The sequence below is a fragment of the Psychrobacter sp. JB193 genome (assembly GCF_002285555.1).
GTDB classification, from domain to species: domain Bacteria; phylum Pseudomonadota; class Gammaproteobacteria; order Pseudomonadales; family Moraxellaceae; genus Psychrobacter; species Psychrobacter alimentarius.
Map to the genome: position 1 here is coordinate 1510956 of NZ_NRGY01000001.1, position 22703 is coordinate 1533658.

The 22703-nt window shown below is 44.7% G+C and carries 20 protein-coding genes; 4 read left to right on the forward strand and 16 right to left on the reverse strand.

Going from position 1 to position 22703, the window contains the following annotated elements:
- Positions 1-40: 40 nt before the first annotated feature.
- Complete coding sequence (locus tag CIK80_RS06560; protein ID WP_095569309.1) at positions 41-2590, reverse strand: Tex family protein; 2550 nt, start codon at positions 2588-2590, stop codon at positions 41-43.
- A gap of 389 nt (positions 2591-2979) precedes the next feature.
- Here CIK80_RS06560 and ompR point away from each other — a divergent pair, with 389 nt between their 5' ends.
- Positions 2980-3738: a two-component system response regulator OmpR gene (ompR, locus tag CIK80_RS06565; RefSeq protein ID WP_062843586.1), complete on the forward strand. Its 759-nt coding sequence runs from the start codon at positions 2980-2982 to the stop codon at positions 3736-3738.
- A gap of 20 nt (positions 3739-3758) precedes the next feature.
- A complete protein-coding gene (locus CIK80_RS06570; RefSeq protein ID WP_095569310.1) occupies positions 3759-4946 on the forward strand; it encodes a GTP-binding protein in 1188 nt (395 codons plus the stop codon).
- 90 nt (positions 4947-5036) lie between these two features.
- Here CIK80_RS06570 and CIK80_RS06575 read toward each other — a convergent pair whose 3' ends face one another.
- From CIK80_RS06575 to ubiG, 4 genes are all read right to left on the reverse strand, one after another.
- Positions 5037-5303, reverse strand: coding sequence for a DksA/TraR family C4-type zinc finger protein (locus CIK80_RS06575; protein ID WP_095569311.1), 267 nt, complete (start codon positions 5301-5303; stop codon positions 5037-5039).
- A 105-nt stretch (positions 5304-5408) separates the two neighbouring features.
- A complete protein-coding gene (locus CIK80_RS06580) occupies positions 5409-6233 on the reverse strand; it encodes a YciK family oxidoreductase (RefSeq protein WP_062843583.1) in 825 nt (274 codons plus the stop codon).
- Positions 6234-6316: 83 nt separating this feature from the next.
- A complete protein-coding gene (locus tag CIK80_RS06585; protein ID WP_095569312.1) occupies positions 6317-7027 on the reverse strand; it encodes an HAD-IA family hydrolase in 711 nt (236 codons plus the stop codon).
- A 67-nt stretch (positions 7028-7094) separates the two neighbouring features.
- On the reverse strand, positions 7095-7943 hold the full coding sequence (gene ubiG / locus CIK80_RS06590) for a bifunctional 2-polyprenyl-6-hydroxyphenol methylase/3-demethylubiquinol 3-O-methyltransferase UbiG (protein ID WP_095569313.1): 849 nt from the start codon (positions 7941-7943) through the stop codon (positions 7095-7097).
- 359 nt (positions 7944-8302) lie between these two features.
- Between ubiG and CIK80_RS06595 the strand changes: the two genes are divergently transcribed.
- Positions 8303-8923 carry a thiol:disulfide interchange protein DsbA/DsbL gene (locus CIK80_RS06595; RefSeq protein WP_095569314.1) on the forward strand — a complete coding sequence of 207 codons (621 nt, stop codon included), beginning with the start codon at positions 8303-8305 and terminating at the stop codon, positions 8921-8923.
- 185 nt (positions 8924-9108) lie between these two features.
- Here the strand turns inward: CIK80_RS06595 and yjgA are convergent, their stop codons facing one another.
- The 8 genes from yjgA to mazG form a co-directional block, all read right to left on the reverse strand.
- Complete coding sequence (gene yjgA / locus CIK80_RS06600) at positions 9109-9621, reverse strand: ribosome biogenesis factor YjgA (RefSeq protein ID WP_062843579.1); 513 nt, start codon at positions 9619-9621, stop codon at positions 9109-9111.
- Positions 9622-9678: 57 nt separating this feature from the next.
- Positions 9679-10644: an RNase adapter RapZ gene (gene rapZ / locus CIK80_RS06605; RefSeq protein WP_095569315.1), complete on the reverse strand. Its 966-nt coding sequence runs from the start codon at positions 10642-10644 to the stop codon at positions 9679-9681.
- Between the two features lie 41 nt (positions 10645-10685).
- Positions 10686-11591 carry a pantoate--beta-alanine ligase gene (gene panC, locus CIK80_RS06610; RefSeq protein ID WP_095569316.1) on the reverse strand — a complete coding sequence of 302 codons (906 nt, stop codon included), beginning with the start codon at positions 11589-11591 and terminating at the stop codon, positions 10686-10688.
- Between the two features lie 35 nt (positions 11592-11626).
- On the reverse strand, positions 11627-12427 hold the full coding sequence (panB, locus tag CIK80_RS06615) for a 3-methyl-2-oxobutanoate hydroxymethyltransferase (RefSeq protein WP_095569317.1): 801 nt from the start codon (positions 12425-12427) through the stop codon (positions 11627-11629).
- Between the two features lie 102 nt (positions 12428-12529).
- Entirely contained in the window at positions 12530-13027 is a 498-nt protein-coding gene (gene folK, locus CIK80_RS06620; protein ID WP_095569550.1) for a 2-amino-4-hydroxy-6-hydroxymethyldihydropteridine diphosphokinase, read from the reverse strand.
- 277 nt (positions 13028-13304) lie between these two features.
- On the reverse strand, positions 13305-15476 hold the full coding sequence (gene pcnB, locus CIK80_RS06625; protein WP_095569318.1) for a polynucleotide adenylyltransferase PcnB: 2172 nt from the start codon (positions 15474-15476) through the stop codon (positions 13305-13307).
- A 172-nt stretch (positions 15477-15648) separates the two neighbouring features.
- Positions 15649-16017 (reverse strand): ComEA family DNA-binding protein, encoded by a 369-nt coding sequence (locus CIK80_RS06630; protein WP_095569551.1) that lies wholly within the window; start codon positions 16015-16017, stop codon positions 15649-15651.
- On the reverse strand, positions 16004-16867 hold the full coding sequence (gene mazG, locus CIK80_RS06635; protein WP_095569319.1) for a nucleoside triphosphate pyrophosphohydrolase: 864 nt from the start codon (positions 16865-16867) through the stop codon (positions 16004-16006). The genes CIK80_RS06630 and mazG overlap by 14 nt, the downstream gene beginning before the upstream one ends.
- Positions 16868-17061: 194 nt before the next feature.
- Here mazG and CIK80_RS06640 point away from each other — a divergent pair, with 194 nt between their 5' ends.
- Positions 17062-18549 (forward strand): phosphomannomutase CpsG, encoded by a 1488-nt coding sequence (locus tag CIK80_RS06640; protein ID WP_095569320.1) that lies wholly within the window; start codon positions 17062-17064, stop codon positions 18547-18549.
- Positions 18550-18656: 107 nt separating this feature from the next.
- On the opposite strand, the gene CIK80_RS06645 is transcribed toward CIK80_RS06640, so the two are convergent.
- The 3 genes from CIK80_RS06645 to CIK80_RS06655 are packed head-to-tail and all read right to left on the reverse strand — an operon-like array spanning position 18657 to position 22657.
- Positions 18657-20057 carry a UDP-glucose/GDP-mannose dehydrogenase family protein gene (locus tag CIK80_RS06645; RefSeq protein ID WP_095569321.1) on the reverse strand — a complete coding sequence of 467 codons (1401 nt, stop codon included), beginning with the start codon at positions 20055-20057 and terminating at the stop codon, positions 18657-18659.
- Positions 20058-20092: 35 nt separating this feature from the next.
- Positions 20093-21766 carry a glucose-6-phosphate isomerase gene (gene pgi / locus CIK80_RS06650; protein ID WP_095569322.1) on the reverse strand — a complete coding sequence of 558 codons (1674 nt, stop codon included), beginning with the start codon at positions 21764-21766 and terminating at the stop codon, positions 20093-20095.
- A 3-nt stretch (positions 21767-21769) separates the two neighbouring features.
- Positions 21770-22657, reverse strand: a complete 888-nt coding sequence (locus tag CIK80_RS06655; RefSeq protein ID WP_095569323.1) for a UTP--glucose-1-phosphate uridylyltransferase — start codon at positions 22655-22657, stop codon at positions 21770-21772.
- Positions 22658-22703 lie beyond the last annotated feature (46 nt).

The window sequence follows — 22703 nt, forward strand, 5'->3', positions numbered from 1 at the left end:
TTTTTATTATTTGAAATTATTCATATCAAATGCATATGAGCTATTTTTTTGTTTTCGTCACGCCTGCTTCTTTTAATAAGGCGCCAAATGTACCCATCTTGCTAGGCACTTCCGTGCTCTCATTTTTAGCAGCTTTACCACGCGTATTAGTACTGCCCTTGTCCTGTCGGCCTTCTTGGCGACTGTCTTGACGACTGCCACGTGGTTTTGACGATGACGGACGCTTATCAGCTGCAGGACGGCTACTGCGAGGACGAGTGGCTTTATCATCATAACTTGAGTTAGCCTCAGCAGCCTTTGTCACTGTGCGAGCTGGCTTTTCGGCTTCAGGCTTCATACTAAAGCCAATGCGACCGCGTTTTTCGTCGATAGAAATGACGCGTACTGAGACAATATCGCCTGGCTTAACACGGTTCATAGGATCAGCGACAAAATCATTGGCCATCTGTGAGATATGCACTAGACCGTCTTGGTGCACGCCAACATCAATAAAGCAACCAAAAGCAGTGACATTCGTAACCACACCTTCTAGAGTCATACCTTCGCTAAGGTCTTTGATGCTATTGACATCATCACGGAAGTTAGCTGTCTTAAACTCAGGACGTGGATCACGGGCAGGCTTAGCAAGCTCATCTAGAATGGCTTTTATACTGACGTTATCATCGTTGGCTGCAAGCGCTGTGGTATCGATGGTGTTTAGCACCCCTTCATTACCAATAAGGTCTGGTAATGCTTTGCCCGTTTGCGTCAATAAGCTATCGACCAACGCATAACTTTCTGGATGAACACCAGTGGCATCTAGTGGGTTGCTACCATCATGAACACGTAAAAATCCTGCCGCTTGCTCAAAGGTTTTTACCCCTAGACGTGGGACATTTTTTAGCGCCTCACGGCTCTCAAAGGCGCCATGTTCTTTGCGGTAAGTGACAATTTGCTGTGCGACATTCTTATTCAGACCAGCAATATGCGCCAAGATAGCAGGACTGGCCGTGTTTACATCAACACCGACCGCATTCACGCTGTCTTGCGTGACTTTGTCCAAACTATCAGCCAATTGGTTTTGATTGACGTCATGTTGATACTGACCCACGCCAATCGCCTTTGGATCAACCTTGACCAGCTCTGATAGAGGGTCTTGTAGGCGACGAGCAATAGAAACGGCGCCGCGCACGGACACGTCTAGATTTGCCAACTCATCACTGGCAAGCTCACTGGCTGAATAGACAGAAGCGCCTGATTCATTAACAATAACAGCTTTGGCTTTTAGGGCATCATTGGCGGCCAAAATCTCTTTAATCATCGCATCGGTTTCGCGACTGGCAGTACCATTGCCGATAGCAACCAAATCAACCTGATAGGTGCTTAGTAGCTCATCGATAACTGCTTTGGCTTCATCTATCTTGTTATCAGGTGCGAATGGATAGACGGTTGCGACAACAGGCTTGTCTTCGCTATTCAACATCACATGACCTTGAGCATCAACAATGGCCATTTTTACACCATGACGGATACCAGGATCAACGCCCAAGATCACTTTGCGGCCAGCAGGTGCTGACATCAATAAATGCTGCAAGTTATTCGCAAACACTTCAATGGCATCTGCTTCGGCTGTCAAACGCTTTTCAGTCAATAAACGGTGCTCAATATGCGGACGCCATTTGTCTTTCCACAAACTGCTAGCCGCTTCTGCCAAAAACTCGCGACGGGCGGCAGGGGCTTTTGCATCAATATCAAAATGATTGATGATTTTTTCGATGAAAGGTGCGTCTTCGCCCTCAACCTTTAACCCTAGTACGTTTTCTTGACGACCACGCAGCATCGCTAATAAACGGTGGTTCGGTAGGCGCGCAAGGCTTTCACTATGCTCAAAATAATCTTTGAATTTCTCACCAACTTCACGTTTTTCTTCACTGGCCACAGTTGAGACGATACTGGCAGTTTTGGCAAAGCCATTACGTAAGTTATCCAGCAAATCTAGTGCTTGCGTCCATTCATCGACAATGATGGCTTGCACACCAGCCAATTGTTTTTCAATGTCACCGAAATCAACCTCAATTTCTTGACCGCTATCATCGGTCACATTTGACTGAATCTGATAATCGGCCAAAGCATCGGTGGGCGCTATTTCTTGAGTAAGAATCGCTTGGGCAGCAACGTCAAGACCCGCAGCTCTTGCTTTGGCAGCTGGCGAACGACGACGTGGACGATATGGCAAGTAGATGTCTTCAAGCTCAAGCTTAGACGTCGCATTATCAATACGGGTCTGTAGCTCGTCAGTCAAATTACCCTGCGTGCTCAAAAGCTCGGTGATCTTGAGGCGACGAGTGGCCATGTCGCGCTCATAATTAAGCGACTTTTCTAAAGCGCGTAATTGAGCATCGTCAAGACTCTGAGTCTTCTCTTTGCGGTAACGGGCAATAAACGGAACAGTCGCGCCTTCATCGTAAAGTTTGACAAACGCATTGACTTGAGCAGTCTTAATGCCAAGCGCGCGAGCAAGCTTGTCGTGAATATTCGCGTGTGTGGTTGCATCCAAAACCTGCGCATTTGTCGAGGTTTGAGATGGCGTTAAGGTATCAGTGCTACTCATATACGTATCAATCGTTGAGAAATGTAGTTTTGCATTATAGCAAAAGCTGCATGAATAAAAATCCTTTTTATCTTTTCGTTATTTATCGCGTGTTTTATCGCAAAAATCCTCTTATATCATAAGTTCTGTCGCCTCGTTAAACAAACGCATACAGCATTTTTCTTTATGGGTGATGCAATTGGGACTGCAATCTTATACACTAAAGTATCAATAGCACAAATATCGCTAAGTACTGCTGTATTGAACAAATGTTTTAAAATTTTATACCGTTTTGCTAGGTTATGGACTGATTCGAAAGTATTGACCCAAAAGCAATGACAATACTTTATAAACCATCTTATTTTTACCCCTTGTTTTGCTGATAATAATTTTTATAAGAGGATGCTTATATGACTGACAACAATAGCCCTGACACTTTAACTCAGCGCATTCTAGTGGTTGATGACGATGCCCGTTTGCGCTCTTTGTTACAACGTTTTCTAGAAGACGATGGTTTTGTCGTGCGTACAGCGCATGATGGCAGTCAGATGGACAAGCTGATGCAGCGTGAGCTTTTCTCACTGGTGGTATTGGATTTGATGTTGCCAGGTGAAGACGGTATCAATATCTGTAAGCGTCTGCGCGAAAACAATGGCGATATCCCTATTATCATGCTGACAGCCAAAGGTGGCGATGCCGATCGTATCGCCGGTCTTGAAGCTGGTGCGGATGATTATCTGCCTAAGCCGTTTAACCCAAAAGAGCTACTGGCTCGTATCAAAGCGGTATTGCGTCGTCAGAATCGTGAGCTACCTGGTGCGCCAAGCCATCAGCTTGAAGTCGTCGAATTTGGTCCATGGACGCTTGATCTGTCCACGCGTACGCTTAAACGTGATGGCAATGTGGTCACGTTAACCACTGGTGAGTTTTCGGTATTAAAGGCCTTGGTTCAGCATCCACGTGAGCCATTGACTCGTGACAAACTGATGAATCTGGCTCGTGGTCGCGAATGGGGTGCGATGGAACGCTCAATCGATGTACAAGTATCACGCCTGCGCCGTCTGATTGAAGACAACCCTTCACAAGCGCGCTATATCCAAACCGTATGGGGTGTGGGTTATGTATTCGTACCTGATGAAGCCGAGATCGAAACCATCAAAAGTGAATAGTTTGTTTTAATGTCATTATTATGATGAATGCTGCTTTGAAAAAATCTACTGTTTTCCAAAACATACCTTGCACTTTAGTGACAGGGTTTTTGGGTGCTGGCAAAACCACGGTTATCAACCAGCTATTGGCTAGTAAGCCTGTCGATGAGCGCTGGGCGTTATTGATTAATGAGTTTGGGCGTATTGGCATCGATGGTTCGCTGTTGGCAAGCTCCCAAGACGAGGCGATCGATAAGAATAGCATCGCTATTCGTGAGGTCAGCGGCGGTTGTATTTGTTGTACCAGTCAGCTGCCGCTCCAGATTGCGATTAGCCGTCTGCTCAGTGACCATCATCCGCAGCGCCTTATTATTGAACCCACAGGACTTGCTCATCCGCGTGAGCTGATACATCAGCTTAGTGCGCCGCATTGGCAGACCGCTCTACAAATGCAAGCAGTCATTACCGTGTTGAGCGGTGTGCAATGGCAGCAAGACAAATATCGTACTCATGACGGCTTTCAAGCGCATGTTAAAGATGCCGATGTCTTGGTAATTAACCGCTATACACACTTGAGTGATAGCGACAAGCAAGCACTACAAGCATGGGTAACCAAACTCAATACGCAGGTACATATTATTTGGGCAAGTACTGTACAAGCTGCGCCCAACAATGACAACTTGTCTACTACTGATATAACCGCGCTAAATAACCAACTCGCAACGCCCAGCCATATTATCGCGCAGCAGCGCACTATTAATATTAATTATCCTGAAAAACTGTCTGCTGGCTTGCGACCACCGAATACCGCTTTATCGCCTACTTCACTCTCAAATTCTATGCAGGCCAATGATGATAATCCGGTCAGTCCAGATATTGAGCTTCCTTATCGTTATCATGAGAAACAGCAAGACATACTATTGGCAGGGTGGCGACTACCAGCACACTATGTATTGCATGCTGATGGGTTACAAGAATGGCTGTTAAAACTGCCAAGCTGGCAACGTATTAAAGGCGTGGTTCATACTTCTGACGGTTGGTTACAAATCAATTTTACCCCTGACAGTTTGACCACGATCACTGTTGCCAGTCAATTAGATAGCCGACTTGAGGTTATTTTACAGGCAGGGGATGAAAGCGATCAGATGGACTTGGACGATGCTTCTCCTGTGACGTCTGCTATAGATTGGGAAGTGCGTGACCGAGAATTGATGGCATTAGTGATATAGTGACTTTATTTTCAACATCATTGTCTTAAAAATGAGAATAAAAAAGAAGCCTACTATGTATACATAGTAGGCTTCTTTTTTATCCTGCCACTAACGCAGTTGACTGTCTTTACTACCGCGGCGATTGAATAGCTCCGCCGCCCTTGCCTCTTGCTCAAGCTCAGTTTGACAGCTCACGCAGTGCTGAATACCTGGCACTGCCAATCGCCGGGCTTCTGGAATGGGATTGCCGCATTCATCACAAAACTCAGCGCTTACACCCGTTGGCAATGCACGCCGAGCGCGCTCTAACGCATCGTTAACGGTTGCATCCATTTGTTCGTGCTCTGCACCATCTCTTGACCAGCCACCTGCCATAGTTTTATCCTATTTGTTATTATTACTTATATATAAATTCTTTAATAACAAATAGATGGGGTATCTGCCAACTGATTGCAACCTAAAACTATATAAAATATAAAGCTAGTCTTTTGGTTGTAGCTCAATCACTTGTCCGCGTACCCCAATACTGTCATCACTCATCAGACAGACATACCCTGGCATAATATCCTCAGGTGTTTTTAAACTCATGGGATTTTCTCCTGGATAAGCATGAGCACGCATATTGGTGCGCGTACCACCAGGATTGACACAATTGAATCTCAAATTGGTGGTGTTTTGCGTCTCTTGGGTAAAAATATCGCTCATACCCTCTACCGCCTGTTTTGAGAGCGCATAAGCACCCCAGAATGCACGCGGATGCGTACCAACCGTGCTGGACGTAAAGACGATAGAACCATGATCGGCGTCTTTTAATAGCGGAAGTAAGGCTTGGGTGAGCATAAAGGTTGCCGTAAAGTTGACCTTCATCACTTCGGCAAACATATCAACGTCGTACATCTCAAGGGGTGTCAGTTGCCCCAGCATACCAGCATTATGCAAAATGCCATCCAGCTGACCAACTTCTTTATTAATCAGTCCTTCTAATTGCTGCATCTCTGCATAGGTTGCGCCTTCTAAGTTCATCGGGAGCATGGCTGGCTGCTTACCACCGAAGCTCTCAATTTCATCATAAACGTATTCAAGTTTACTGCTGGTACGACCGAGTAGCAAAACGGTCGCGCCATAACGGGCATAAGTTAATGCAGCCACACGACCAATACCATCGCCCGCACCTGTCACCAGAATAGTCTTTCCATCTAAACAGTTATCAGGTGGCAAAAAGTTACGGATAGCGTCATGAGTCAAAGGCTCGGTACGGCTTTGAGTGGCTTGCGTCTCCACTGATTGATCAATTTTTGTGCTCATGGTATTGCTCACTACTTATCGTTTAAGAATTGGGAATACTGGCCTAACATTGACGCTAAATAACGCCTTACATAAAAAGCTATTTATATATACTCAAAACGACCAGAAGACAGTAACAGCTCATTCAACTGTTTAGGTGTATCGACAATATAATCAGCGCCCCACGTTTTTAGGCTTTTTTGATCTTCAGGAGGAATATAACCATAGGCTGCTAAAATTGTCGGCATACCCGCAGCCTTACCAGCTTCGATATCACGTATGTGATCGCCCACATAAAGTACACAGCCAGCAGCACCGCGAGGAATACTGAGCTTCTCTAATGCCATATACATGGGCTCTGGATCAGGTTTTGAGCGAGACACATCATCAGGGCAAATCAACACAGCACAGCGCTCATCTAACGCCATCTTTTGCAATAACAGCTCTGCCAAATAGCGCGGCTTATTGGTCACAATACCCCATGGCACGCTTTGTTTTTCAAGCGTGGTCAAGACCTCTTCTAACTCAGCAAACACGCAACTATCTACGCATATATCTGCTTCGTAGTCATCTAAAAACTGTTGACGAAAAGTCAGTAAAGCGTCTTCGCTCACTTCAAGTTGATCATTGTACCTTAGCATCAGCTTTACCATTGCTGACGCACCTGCCGAAACTTGCTCACGGATTTCTGCTTCAGGTGGCGCTTGCCAATCGTTTTCGAGACTCATTTTGCCAATGATACGGACAAAATCAGCAGCGGTATCGATTAGCGTCCCATCAAGATCAAACAAAACCGCTTTTACAAATTCAGTCATAATTAAGGCTCTTAATACGGATAACATGTTGAGTAAAATAGGAGGTCATAAAACCACTAAGCACAGTTTAAGCAACGGGTTTTTGTACGGCAATCATATAATTGACATCGACGTTTTGTGCCAGCCAGTAGCGTTTGGTCAATGGATTGTAATGCAAACCAATGATGTCTTGGCGCGTAAAGCCAGCATTTATTGCCATTTTATCAAGCTCAGCAGGGGTAATGAATTTGGCATAGTCATGCGTACCGCGATCAAGCAAGCGTAAGACATACTCTGCGCCAACGATGGCAAATAGATAAGATTTAGGATTGCGATTGATTGTTGATAGCACGCACACACCGCCTGGCGCCAGCAGTTCAAAACATGCCTGCACAATCGAGCTTGGATTGGGCACATGCTCCAGCATCTCCATACAAGTCACCACATCAAACTGACCTGCATGCGTTTTTGCTAAGTCTTCTACTGGAATATGCTGGTAGCGTAAGGTATTGTCTAAACCGCTTTGCTCGGCATGCAGTGCTGCCGCTTTTAGATTTTCGGTACCCAAATCAATTCCTGTGACATCAGCACCGCGACGTGCCATCGATTCTGACAATATACCACCGCCACAACCGACATCCAGCACTTTTTTACCACTAAGCCCTGTCTCAGCCGTTTTATTCAGGGCGTGAGGCGCTTCATTGCTTTTAGCGAGATCTTTACTTTGATAACCACGCTTAACGTTTTCTTCTATCCAGTTCAAACGTAGCGGATTGATCTCATGTAAGGTTGCAAAAGCACCCGTGTTGCTCCACCATTCACTGGCCAATTTATTGAATTTTTCTACTTCACTAGGATCTACATTGATAGTACTAGTCGCTGTGTCATTGAGATTGCTGTCTGCGTGCTCATTTGAAGAAGGAATAGCTGAACCCATAACGGTTTTCCTGTATTGTCGTTATCATTATTGTTGTCTAAAGCGTACGATTATGCGCTCAATATTAGCATGAGACAGCCGACTTTGTCGTAAGTACATCGTCACTGATTGTGAGCAGTTTTAACCAATGCAAACGTTTGTAAGAAATGTACCTTAAATAATAACTGACAGCTTTACAACTGTTAGTTAAGATTCGGATTCACAAGCACACGCGTTTTACGTTATCATAGTCGATACGCTACTATGGCTAGATTATACTTGACGCTATATCGTTTATGTACTTAAAGCCATCTATCTGTTGATATACAAACAAACCGATATTCAAACAAACCTAAGTTTTCACACCTCAAGGATAAAGTATGAAACGTGTCATTACACTGACTGGTCTGGCTATGGCCGTTGGATTTGCTACTATGGGCGCACAAGCTGCCAACTACGTTGCTGGAAAAGACTATCGCGTGATAGACAATCCAGAAAAAATCAGCGGTGATGCTATCATTGTTCGTGAATTTTTCTGGTATGGTTGCCCGCATTGTAATGTGCTTGACCCGCATATGGAAAAATGGGCGAAGACCAAAGATAAAGACGTGGTCTTTCTCAAGACTCCAGCAGCGCTTAACCCAGTATGGGAAGCCAATGCTCGTGGTTTTTATGCCGCACAGCTTTTAGGATTTGAAAACAAAACCCATAGTGCACTATTCAATGCGATTCATAAAGATGGCAAAAAGCTATTCGATCAGGCGTCTTTAAGCAAATGGTATGGTTCAAAAGGGGTTGATGAAAAGAAATTCAACAGTCTTTATAACTCATTTGCGGTTGGTACAAAGATTGGTCGCTCACAAGCTGGTGCTAAGCGCTATCAGCTTTCTGGTGTACCTGCTGTCGTCGTACAAGGTAAATACGTTGTGACTGGCGAAGATGCGACTGTTCCTAAAGTGGTTGAGTTCTTGGTAGACAAAGTTCGCGCTGAAAAAAAATAATGTAGTGCTTCTTGCTGATAGGTCATGTATGAGTAACTGCTAGCTGACCTATCATTCTACAAGAAAGCCACCCATAAAAAAGCCAATCCTTCAAAGATTGGCTTTTTTTCTTAAGACTGTATGACTTTGCATCAAAATGATCATCGAATCAGATTACCCAATGTTATAACCATTCTGTTTTATCTTTATTTTTTCAACTGCGACAAGATAGCCACTTCACGAATGTAACTGGCCAAATCTTCTTTAGACTCAGCCATCAGCTCGTCATCTTGTGTGTGTTTGGCATACTCAATCCATAGCAGCAGCTGATACATGCTGTTGTGCTCAGACGCTTTGTACTGTTTAACAAACTGTTTTAGCGTGCCTTCATCATTGATATTCAAGCGATCAGCCCAGCTCTCTATCTTTGAGATTTGTTCTTTAGGGAACACAGCATTAAACAAGGCTTTGACCAACTCATGGCGATTTTCTTCGCTAATAAGCTTACCGACACGCTTGGTCTGGCGATTACGAGCATTGGCGCTAGTGATATCAGCCAAAGCCATCAACTCTGCCATAAAATAATCACTGGCTGGCAGGGTTTTTAGCTGCTTTTTTGATAGGTTAGCAAGCGGTATCGACAACTCTTGCAAGCGCTCATGAGCTTTTTTGAGTTCTGTGCGCGAGACACGCATATCCTGTTCTGACCAGTCAATCATAAACACTTTCCAAAATAATGAATAATAAAATTAATAATCTTTGAGATGTAGCAATCACTACCAACGATGCTTTTCGCGGTGCTTCGCCAGTACTTTTATACCTTCTGGCATAACGTTGACAAGGCGACGTTGCAAGTTATCCGTAATAAACACGGAGCGATGCTTACCGCCAGTACAGCCAATGGCCACTGTTACCGTGTGACGATTGTTGTGTAAAAACTCTGGCAACCAGCGGGTTAAAAATCCAGCGATGTCATTGGTCATTTCAGCCACTTCTGGACAATCAGCAAAAAAGGTGGCCACCTCAGCATCAAGACCTGTTGCCGTGCGCAGCTCCGGATTCCAATGCGGATTTGGCAAAATCCTTACATCAAATACAAAGTCTGCATCAATAGGACTGCCATATTTAAAGCCAAAAGACAGTAAGTTGACGACAATTTGATTGTCCATACCAATGTATTCACGTAAAAGATCTTTCAACTGATGAATATTGAGATCACTTGTATCAATTCTTATATCTGCATGATCTGCTATTGGTTCTAGTAGCTCAATTTCTCTTTTAATCGCGGCTGGTAGATTAAAAGCGACGTGCTTAGCATGCTCGTCATTAACGTCTTGAGACATTAATGGATGGACACGGCGAGTTGCATTGAAACGTGCTACCAATGTGTTCTCTTGAGCCGTGACATATACCACCTTGACGGCATGATCACCATATTCAGCCTTTAAGGATTCGTGCATCTCTGCAAAGTTGGACAAATCCGCACGAGGCGTTCGAATATCGATACCCAATGCAATGCGACGAATACCGCTTTCATTGATCAATTTATGAGTGGCATTCGCAAGCAAAGATAAAGGTAAATTATCAATAGAGTAATAGCCCAAATCTTCTAGAATATTCAATACCGAGGTTTTACCTGACCCTGACAGACCTGATATGACCAAAATGCTGAGCTTGTCAGTAGCGACTTTACGCACTGTCTGCTCAGAATGATCGTTACTTTTATCCTGACTTAAATCCATGATCTATCTACCCTAGTCCATTGCATTTGCAGGTTGCTCTGTCATAACGGTCGATTAACCGCTACTAATTGGTTGTCCAATAAGCGTGCACGTCCCAGCCAAGCGGCGACCAGAATGATTAAATTTTTGTTTTCTATATTAAAAGTTGCAGACTCTGTGATAGCGTCTAATTCATCGGTTTTGATTTCTAGATAATCAACCGTGAAACCTGCCTCATTAATACGCGTCTGTGTTTGCGCCAGTAATGAATCCGCTTCTTGCTGACTCAGCTTACTACTGGTTAACTGATGTGCCAAACGTTGTAACTCTTGATGCAATACGGGGGCGATCTCTCGCTCGCTTGCGCTAAGATATTGGTTGCGTGAAGACAATGCCAATCCATCATCAGCACGGACGATAGGCGCCCCTATAATATCGATAGAATAGCTTAAGTCACGTACCAATTGCTTGATGATGGCCAATTGTTGATAATCTTTTTGCCCAAAAACAGCAATATCAGGTTGTACAATGTTAAATAACTTAGAGACAACAATACCAACACCGTCGAAATGTCCAAAACGCGACTGACCACATAGCTGAGCAGTAATCGCCCCTGCACGAACAGAAGTGGGCGGTGGCAAGACTGGATACATCTCATCAATGCTAGGAGCAAAAACAAAATCTGCATCGACAGTAGCGAGCTTGGCAACATCCTCATCTAACGTACGAGGATAGCTATCAAAATCTTCCCCTGCCCCAAACTGTGTAGGGTTGACAAAGATACTGACGACCACGATGTCAGCATGTTGTTTCGCAATTCTGACTAATTCAAGATGGCCTTCATGCAAATTGCCCATCGTCGGTACCAAAGCAATACGCTGTAAGCTACTTTGTTCGATATTTTTTTGGTCACGATAAGGCTGTAGGGCGGTACGCAATGCTGATATGTGATGATAAATAATGGGCATGGTTTAGTCGTCTTCTCTTCCAAATTTTGGACAAATTAGCTAAATTGGTGCTGTTCGGTTGGAAAAATCCCTTCTCGTACTGACTGCTGGTAAAGGGCAAATGCGCCTTCGATACTGCGTGCACCATTGCGCTCATCGGTCAAAAAATCATGTACAAAGCGCGGCACACGACCATGCGCCATACCTAACATGTCGTGCATCACCAAGACTTGCCCATCAGTGTCTGCGCCAGCCCCAATGCCAATCACTGGTACGTCAACAGCTTCTGTTATGGTTTTGGCAAGTGCCGCTGGTACACACTCTAAGACAAGCAGCGCCGCCCCCGCAGCAACCACAGCTTTGGCGTCAGCCAGTACTTTATCAGCCGCAGCGTCACCACGTCCTTGAATTTTGTAGCCACCAAAGACGTTGACTGATTGCGGTGTCAAACCCAAGTGTACACAAGTGGGTGCCCCAGCTTGCGCCAAGGTTGTGATGAGATCACAAAGCTCACTACCACCCTCGATCTTGATAACATGGGCGCCTGCTTGCATCAGTTGGCGACTATTGGCCACTGCCTCTGGCAACGTTACATAACTCATAAATGGTAGATCAGCCAATATCAGGGCGTGCTTATTACTACGAGCAATATTGGCAGTATGATAAGCCATATCATCAACCGTCACAGGCAACGTAGAGTCGTGACCTTGTACCACCATACCCAAGCTATCACCAATCAGAATGGTATCAATTTGCGCTTTATCCATCATTCTGGCAAACATCGAGTCATAGCATGTCAAGCAAGTAAACTTGATACCCTCTTTTTTAAACTTGTTTAAAGTAGATAGCGTTGTCATATGATCCTCAATATTTTTAATTATCAATCAACCACTGATGTTATGAATTTTTGAATAAACATCTCTAACTATTTTTAATGTTTGATAAAACTGCCACCTTTCCTAACTATTGAATAAACGTGTTAAACCTGTCCAGTCCGCACTTTGTGAATAATCCTGTATAGATGTCCCCGAAATTTTCAAATCTGGCGCCAGCTCTTTCAGCGGTATCAATACAAAATTGCGCTCGGGCAAGCCTGCATGCGGTATGGTCAGCTGAGGATCTGTCATTTGTATGTCACCATACAGTAGAATATCGACATCTAAACTACGCTCACCCCAGCGTCGTAGGCGCGCCCGCTTCGCTTGTTGCTCTAACTGCTGACAAAACATCAGTAAATCAAATGGCGTCAATGTCGTCTGAAAGCTGGCAACGGCATTGACAAAATCTGGCTGATCTTGTGGCCCCATAGGCGCAGACGCATAGAAAGAAGACACGCCAACGTCACGTATATTCTCATGGTCTTGTATGCTAACAAGTGCTTGCTGCAAGTGCTCTACTGGCGAGCCTAAATCATTAGCTAAATTACTTCCCAAACCAATATAACAAGTAACCCACATGAGCTCCTCTTGACTGCCTTCTATAACAGCAGCGGGCTGTGAATGACGGGATTTGGTACTGGTTTCAACGTTATTCATAATGGTCACTGTGTTCTAAAGTCTCAGGTTAATACGGTCAGTTCAACATGACATCTGTACATTAATGAATATGTGCGACTGGCATAACTTTTTCTTGCGTGCTGCTAATACAGAGGCTGCAAAAAACTTATGCCAATCGCATCGCACCGTTGTTAAAGTCAATTAACTATATTCGCTATAAATCTCAGCACTACCAACGCTAGACTTTATCCGCACTTGGCTGACGACGGCGACGCTTTGCCGGTACAGGACCTTTATGTTCAGGTAGCGCATCGGCTACAGATTGACTGTCAGTCTGCGGACTGGTTTTGACAGACGTTTTTTGTGTAGCCGTCGCCTCTGCTGATTTGCGAGACTTCCTAGCTTTAGTTGCTGGCTTGTCGCTAGACTGAGTCGCTGGTTTTGGCGCTTTTTTTGCATATTTTGCAGTCGTTGGTTCGTTATGAACAGCGTCTTTCTTTTCTGCATTATTTACAGTGTGAGAGACCTCTACGCTAGGCTGACGACGGCGACGCTTGTGAGGTATTGGCTCGTTATTCATACTAACCAATGCAGGAGACGTTGCGACCGAACGAGTGACCTTAGCAGCGGTTTTAGCAGATGTATCCTTAACTTCAGCCTGCTCGGTTTTTGGTTGCGGTGCTTTCTCAGTTGGCGCTCTGTTAGCGACAGATTTTTTCTGCACCGTTACTGCGGTGACGGGGTTAACCTTTTCATCACTTGCCAGCTGTCTCTTCAATGGCGGTACTACTTTTTCGTGCTCTATGACGAACAGCGGCTTAGGACTAACATGATGGGGTTTGGCGGCTTGACTGCTGCTATTGGCAAGAGACAATTGCTGTAATTGCGCAAGTTCACTGCTGTCTTGTTTTGCTTGCTGCGTATCATAACCTTTATCATGATGACCACCAGATTGCTTAGCCGATGAAGATTGACTAGTCGCACGTCGTCGGCGTGATGGAATATTTGCTGGGTCGTTTACCATAGTCTGCTCATTCACATCTGTTCTAGTGTTGCCATTGGCTTTACTATGTTTGGGATTTTGTTGGTTGGTTGCGGATACCTCAACGGTATTGGACTCTGGTTTTTGGCGATTGCGTCCGCGACCACGCTGACCTTGACCTTGCTTATAAGCGCCGCGACGGATATTTTCGTCAAACGCGTCAATGACTTGCTGTTGCTCTCTTTCAGATAGCGTTTGATAAGTCTGCCACCACTCACCCATCTCATTGGTAGACTCTGATAGCGGATGCTCTGCATCACCGCATTGCTCACGCAATAATAAGAAGTCAAAACCTGCGCGGAAACGTGGATGTTCAGAGAGCTGCACAATTTGTTTGCTACGCGGCGCGGCAAGCTTTGGCTGCAATATCCAGATATCACGAATGAACTGCTCAGCAAATTTAGGAATGGCCGTTTTGATGCGTTGACGGTCAATCACTTTGCCAGCGGCATGCATCTGTGCTTCAACAAAGGGCATATTACGCTTCTTGGCTTTTGCTAATTGATGCAGATAGTTTTCCCACAAAAGTGCCGCATAGAAAAACGCTGGATTGATGCTTTTGCCCGCGGCAATACGTTTGTCGGTATTGATCGCCACTTGTTTGACCAGCGCACTTGGTTCAGAGGGTGGATAAATAATTAAGCTGTCAATCGCCCCTGACTCAAACAACAACGGTAACAACGGCACCAAATAGCCACCCGTAAACATCTTTTGCGTCTCATCGTAAAGACGGTGCGGCGATATCTGCTCAAGTAAGGTCCAATTACCATCATGAAATTGCGCAGCCAATGCGTCGTCAAATTCGAAGCCCAGTTTGGCCTTAAAACGTAAGGCACGCAATAACCGTACTGGGTCTTCTTCAATGCGCACGGGCGCATCACCCAGTAGGCGAATGACTCTATTATCAATATCTTCAAGCGCCCCGCAAAAATCGTGGACGATGCCTTTGAGTGGCTGATAATACAGAGCATTGATAGAAAAATCACGGCGAGAAAAATCTTGCTTGATGTCGCCCCACACATTGTCACGCAGGATCATACCATCTCGATTGGTATTGGCGTCACTCGTTGGCGGACCACGGAAAGTTGCCACTTCAATCAACTCTCGTCCTGAGTACACATGAGCCAATTGAAAACGGCGACCAATAATGCGGCAACGCTTACCAAATACATCTTTGATTTCATGCGGCTTGGCATCAGTCACAGCGTCAAAGTCTTTTGGACGCAGGCCTAATAAGGTATCGCGCACACCACCACCGACGATATAGGCATCAAACCCAGCTCGGGTCAATGTCGCAATCACTTCAGTAATGGAATTGGGTAATTCAGATTTATTCAGTTCTAACTGCTTGGCGGCACGCTCGGCCATGCATCTACTCCTCGCCGGTATTCTTTAACCACCCTTGACAAACGAAGCGTTTATCAGGCGGATGTACCCACTAGTTTAACAAATTTTGTGAGTGGTAGGTGTGTTATGACACTTACTTACGTGCTATTTTGTCAATATTGGGGTTAATTAATCCAAAATATGGTGCTGTCTTCTATACTCTCAAACGCGCTCGATTTTTCTCAATGGTTTTTGCACCAATCCCTTTGACGTTTGCTAATTCATCCACGGCTTTAAAATCGCCAAACATGTCACGGTACAAAATGATGGCTTGTGCCTTACTGCTGCCAATGCCATGAAGAGACGTAAGCTCACCCTCACTGGCGCGATTGATATCAATTATTTTTTGATCACGAGCTTGAATGGCTGATTTTTCTTGTGCCAGTAAATACTCATAAGCGCGCTGTGGATTGTCAAAACACGGAGCTGCACTGGCATTATTAAGCGCAAGTAGCGCCAATAATAAACAGCCACCAGCGTGGACTATCCAACTTATAAACGCGTTTTTGCTATAAGCGTTCATGGCGTTTGGCTGCATCCCATAGTGCGTCCATCTCTGTGATATCACTGTCCTCGAAGCGTTTGCCAACTACTGCCAACTGCGCTTCGATATAACCGAAGCGCGATTTAAATTTATGCACACAAGTGAGCGTTGCCGTCTCTGCATCCAGATTGAGCTTACGCGCGACATTGACTAGCGCAAACATACAATCGCCAAGCTCTTTTTCTATGTCCCTAATATTGGCCTTAATCTCCGCTTTGGATTTGTTCGTCAGCTCGGCCTTTAGCTCATCAATCTCTTCTTCCAGCTTGTCAAAGGCTCCACTGATACCGTCCCAATCAAAGCCAAGTTTTGATGCTTGTTTTTGTACATCTTGAGCTTGCATCAAGGCACTGCCTGCTTTGATGGCATCTAAACGGCGCGGTGGTTTACCTCGCGCCTCGCGTGCCTGATTTTCCTCAGCCTTAATCTCATCCCAGCGCTCTTTGACGGCTGCATCATCTTTGAGCGTTTCGGCTTCAAAAACATGGGGATGGCGTCGAACCAGCTTTTCTTGTAAGGTGGTAATGACATCACTCATATCGAAGCGACCTTGCTCTGCATACATCTGGCAATGAAATACCACTTGTAATAGCACATCCCCAAGCTCACCTTTGATATCTTCATCGTCCTCACTTTGTACGGCCTCGCCCAATTCATAAGCTTCTTCAATCGCATAAGGAATTAAGCTGTGATTGGTTTGCTTTTTGTCCCACGGACAGTCGGCCCGCAGTCTTGCCATGAGTGCCAAAAGATCTTCAAGTTGCCCACTGGCGGCAGGCGTACCTTGTACTGGGGTTGGCGCTACGATTTTATTGTTTAAAGTCGTCATAAAGGAGGCTCTTATATGCTTAACGTTTTTTCGGGTTATTAGTGCATGTCCTTATTTTTAACCTTATCAGATAACTTTCGATTAGAGTGAGGACATGCTCTAATGTTAGTGTATCATTGAACACGGATTGACTTATAATTGTGTCTCTTACTTCTTCATTCTACCACTGCTCACGCGCAAGGAATTTTATTACTATGTCCACTTCTGCGACCACCAGCTATCAACCAGCAACTGAATTCAATCCTATAACGATCAATTCATTTAAGGCTTATGATATTCGTGGCGAGCTTGGTGTCACTCTTGATGAAAACATTGCTTATCGTATCGGCCGTGCCTTTGCACAGATTTTATATCAGCGTTATCACACAGTCTCTAATAGTCAAAGTAGCGATATGGCAACACTACAGCCTGCGATTGTCATCGGTAGTGACATCCGCCATTCAAGTGAGCAACTCAAACAAGCTGCCATCAAAGGTATGTTAGATGCTGGCGTTGATGTCATCGACTTAGGTATGACAGGGACAGAAGAAGTATATTTTGCTACTAGCCATTATCAGGCGCTAGGTGGCATTGAAGTGACCGCCAGTCACAACCCAATTAATTATAATGGCTTAAAATTGGTGAAGGAACAATCAAAACCCATCAGCGCGGATGATGGTTTGGCAGAGATTCAAACATTGGCAGAATCTGGGCAATTCACAACGGCTCATCAATCAGGGCAGTTGCAGGTATTAACCAATAAAAACGCTTATATCAATCATGTGATGAGCTTCATTGATACCGATAAGCTCAAACCGCTCAAATTGGTGATCAATTCAGGCAATGGTAGTGCCGGGCCAGTCGTAGATTTATTGATTGACAAGCTGGTACAAGCTGGCACGCCAATCGAGATTGTGACCTTACATCATATTCCTGATGGTAGCTTCCCAAATGGCATTCCCAATCCAATGATTGAAGCCAATAGAGTCGCGACTCAGCAAGCGGTGCTAACAAACAAAGCCGATCTTGGTATTGCCTTTGATGGTGATTTTGATCGCTGCTTCTTATTTGATGAACATGGCAAGTTTATTGATGGCAGCTACGTAGTGGGTATGCTGGCGCAAGCATTTTTAAACAAATACCCAAACGAAGCCATCGTCTACGACCCACGTGTGGTATACAACACCGAAGCGGTGATACAAGATCATAATGGCAAAGCTGTGATCAGTAAGTCTGGACACTCTTTTATCAAACAAGTGATGCGTGATTCTGGCGCTGTCTATGGCGGCGAGATGTCGGCGCATCATTATTTTCGCGATTTTTTCTATTGCGATAGCGGTATGATTCCATGGCTGTTGACCATTGAGCTATTGTCCGTCACGGGTAAGACTTTGTCCGAATTGGTCACAGGCTACATACAGGCGTATCCCAGCTCAGGTGAACGAAATTTTCACCTGACCACCCAGGATGCGCCAACCATTATTCGAGCAATTGAAGAAAAATTTAGCACTCAAAAACCAACCAAATCTACCCTCGATGGTTTAAGCCTTAACTTTGGCGAATGGCGTTTTAACTTACGAGCGTCCAATACCGAACCCCTCATCCGCTTAAACATCGAAAGTCGCGGTGATGCGGCATTGCTGGCCACCAAGATTAAAGAAATCCAGCAGTGGTTGGCACTGCAAGGTGCCGTACCCGCTTAAGGTTATTAAAAGACCATGTATATTGGAAGATAAAAAAGGCTCACTAATATATATTAGCGAGCCTTTTTTAATAAAAACAACTTTTAAATAAAGATAAAACCAAACGGTTAGTTGGAGCGACCAATACCTCTATAATCGCCCACTAACTGCTGAATTTGGGTGCGTGTCAGGGCATTTTGTGCATCAAATACAGGCATTGCTTGCTGATTGATTTTGACAATATCAAGCTCGTGTCGGGGTGACCAGCTAATGATAAAAATTGCCTGAGCTTCATTCATCTGATGATAAGGACTGGCAATCAATTTAAATAAAGGTTGCTGATTATAAAGCGAGATCAATTCAGGTTGAGCTTTGTCACTATAAATCAGGGTGCGAATATTATAAGACCACAATAAGTCTAATAATGGGTGAATGGCTGAGCCTGCCGTACGTCCTGAGCCAGACTTGTAACTCCCGCCCCAAATCATCACAGTCTTATTATCGATAAATCCATCAAAATACTGCCAAAACTTACGAAATATCAGCTCTTTTTGATCTTCATTGATATGAATAATAGATTCTAGCAGCGGCATCTCTAGACTATGTGCCTGACTCGACTGCTGTAGCCTAGACAACTCTGCTGGTAACGTATTACCACCAAACCCCCAGCCAGCTTGCAGATAACTACTACCCACCCGCTCATCTAGCCCCATGATATGACTCACTTGCTTAATATCAACTTGTTGGCTATCCGCCAAGCGTGACATCTCATTCATAAAGCTCACCCTTGTCGCAAGCATTGCCATGATGCTACTACGCGCAAATTCTATCGTTGCGATATCAGCATGATGCGTGGCACGAGCATGCTGAATTAAAGGTTTTAGGACCTGTAAATGATTGCTACTGTTGGCCGTCTTTTCACCAAGCAACCATAAGGACGGGTTTAACATCGAGTTATAGGCATCTCCATCTTTTAAAAAGACAAAGGGTACGTAATATACCCAAGCCCGCTGTAAACGTTGAGCAAGCGCTGAAACATCACCCAATTGCTCAATGCCACTCATGATCAAAGGCAATGCTTGGCGATTGCTGTGATTAAAGGCGGTAATCCAGTGATCTTCTGTCCAGCTCGTTCTCATACTGTTTAAAAATAACCAGTATAGCGCGACTGTTGGCGGCTGAGTATTAGGATTGTCGTTGTCGATATTATCACTATCAGCACAGTTTGTTTTTTCATAGCCCTGTATAAGCCTATCAGCACTACTTGGTAACGCTTGGCTAACAATCATTTGCTGCTGCTCATACATCTGCCACAGCGCTTGCAAATGATGCTCAAAGCCATATTGATGTAATTGCTGTGACAATATATCCAAATCTGCATATAAGTGAACGCGCTGGCCTAAACTGGCCAGCACGACCGCACTGGTGATGGCTTCAATACTATGGCCAACAAGCACACAAACATCAGCCTTATTCGATAGACTGGGTTCGTACTGATAATGGTTATTATGACTTACGTCAGCGCTCATAAGGATACCCTATAGCATGGTTGAGATATTGGCAGTTATTGAGATAGCTGTTTAATGTGCTGTAGTAATTGGTCAGTCGAGGAGTCAAACTGACCTCCTGCGCCCTGCTCCATAGCAGCATGTACAGATTCTGCCATTTGCTTACCCATCTCAACCCCCCACTGATCAAATGGATTGATGTCCCAAATACTGGCCATAACATAAACTTTGTGCTCATAAAGGGCAATCAAAGCTCCCAAACTATGCGGGGTCAGCTCATCAATCAATAATGTGGTTGAAGGCTGATTGCCTCGATAATACTTGTATTTGTCCGTCTCAACATCCGCTTTAGTATTCGCTATATTTGCAACGGCTGTATTACCAAAGGCTAGGACTCGGCTTTGTGCCAAACAATTGGCCAAAGACAAGTCGTGCTGCTGCTGTAATGAGGCATTTCTTACCTCGGTACTATAGCGGCGCACACAGGCGATAAAGTCACAAGAGACCTGCTGCGTGCCTTGATGAAGCAACTGATAAAACGCATGCTGGGCATTCGAACCAATCTCGCCCCATAAAATTGGACACGTATTATAATCAATACGGTCGCCGTGCTGGGTCACTGATTTACCATTACTCTCCATCTCAAGCTGAGTTAAGTAGCTTGGCAAATAGATTAAACGACCATCGTAAGGCAATACCGTATGCGCATTCACTCGTAAAAAAGTACTGTTCCAAACTGCCAACAAACCCAACAGTACTGGCAAGTTTTCGGCAAAATCTGCCTGCGCAAAATGCTCATCCATACTATGAGCGCCGCTTAATAGCGCCTGAAATTGAGACATACCAATACGAATGGCAATCGCCAATCCAATCGCTGACCATAAAGAAAAGCGACCACCAACCCATTCCCACAGCTGTAGTTGATGCTCGGGATGGATGCCCCATGCATTCATCTTGTCACTGTTGGCGGAAATACCAATAAAATGTCGGCGCAACACACTGTCTTCAGTACCAGCGCGCAGTTTGGCAGTAGCAAGTAACCAAGATAATGCCGTTTTGGCATTTGATAAAGTATCAACTGTACTAAAGGACTTGGACGAGATAATAAATAAGGTCGTTTCAGGATTCAAATGTTTTAGTAAGTTGTCAAGCTGAGTGCCATCCATGTTAGAAACGAAGTGTACTTCAACCTCTGTATCTGCCCACTCATCCAGTGCTGTTGTCGCCATCAGTGGACCCAAATCAGAGCCGCCGACGCCAATATTGACTACATCGGTAATGGCCTTTCCTGAAAACCCACGCCATGTCCCTTGACGGACCCGCTCTGATAGTTTTGCAACTTGTGCCAGGCTGTGATGCACATCGGCGACTACATCCTGTTCACCCGTCTTTAAGGTTGATGTAGACGGTAAACGCAGCGCTGTATGTAAAGCTGCACGTTGCTCACTGGTATTGACCATAGCACCTTGCATGAGTGCTTCAATTCGAGCGGATAACTCGCAACTTTTTGCCAGTTTTAAAAGATTTACCAGTACTTCCTCATCGAGACACTGCTTGCTGTAATCCATGTACAGTGCATCAGCTCGCGTACTAAAGTGTGCGGCACGGTCAGCATCTTGCGCAAATAACGTAGACAATGACCATTCTTGCGTGGCCAACATTTGCAGTTGTTGCCAGTAGGTAGAATGTCGAGCACTGCTATACGCTCTATCCTTGCTAGTCTCTGCCATCAGCTATTCATCATCTGTTAATTGCTGCTGAGCAAAATAGATAAATGCTTGCATGTAAGAGCGCATATCGCCTGCATCGTAACTATCGCCGCGCATGGTGGTTACATTAACTCCATACTCACTAATGAGTGCATCGATGGCATCGGTTAGCTGTATCTCACCACCCACTGAGGCAGTCGTATTAGCCAAATAATCAAAGATTCTATTGCTAAATACATAGCGACCTACGACGGCAAGTTTTGAAGGTGCTTCTGCTAAACTGGGTTTTTCTACAAACCCTGCAACCCCAAAGCTAGTATTCACGTTCGTATCATCTACTTTACTATTACCACTTTGCTCTTCATTTAATTGAGCAATACCATACTTATGGACATCCTCATCGGACACTGTATTTACGAGGATTTGTGAATGATTGTCTTTAGCAAACGCATCAAGCATAAAAGCCAAATTATCGGTAGCAGCGTCGGTCATAAATGGATCAAGCACCACATCAGGCAATAATACCGCAAAGTCATTCTCACCAATGATAGGACGAGCAGCGAGTACGGCGTGACCTAAGCCCAATGCCTTGCCCTGACGTATCATTGACACCGTCACGTCAGCTGGTAGCCAATTTAAGCTGTCTGCCAACTCATCCTTGCCTTTATGACGCAGCTGAGTGTCTAGCTCAACATTAATATCAAAATAGTTTTCGATCGCGCTTTTTTGCGCATGACCGACCAAGACAATGTGCTTGATACCCGCAGCAATCGCTTCTTCAACCACATAATGAATAGCTGGTCGATTGCCTAAAGGCAATAACTCTTTTGGTACAGACTTAGACAGCGGTAGCATACGTGTACCGAAGCCTGCAACAGGGATGACAGCGTGAATGACATTAGATTCAGTCATATGAGTAAAGTACCTTAATAATAGAAAAAGCAAGTTAGAACATAGC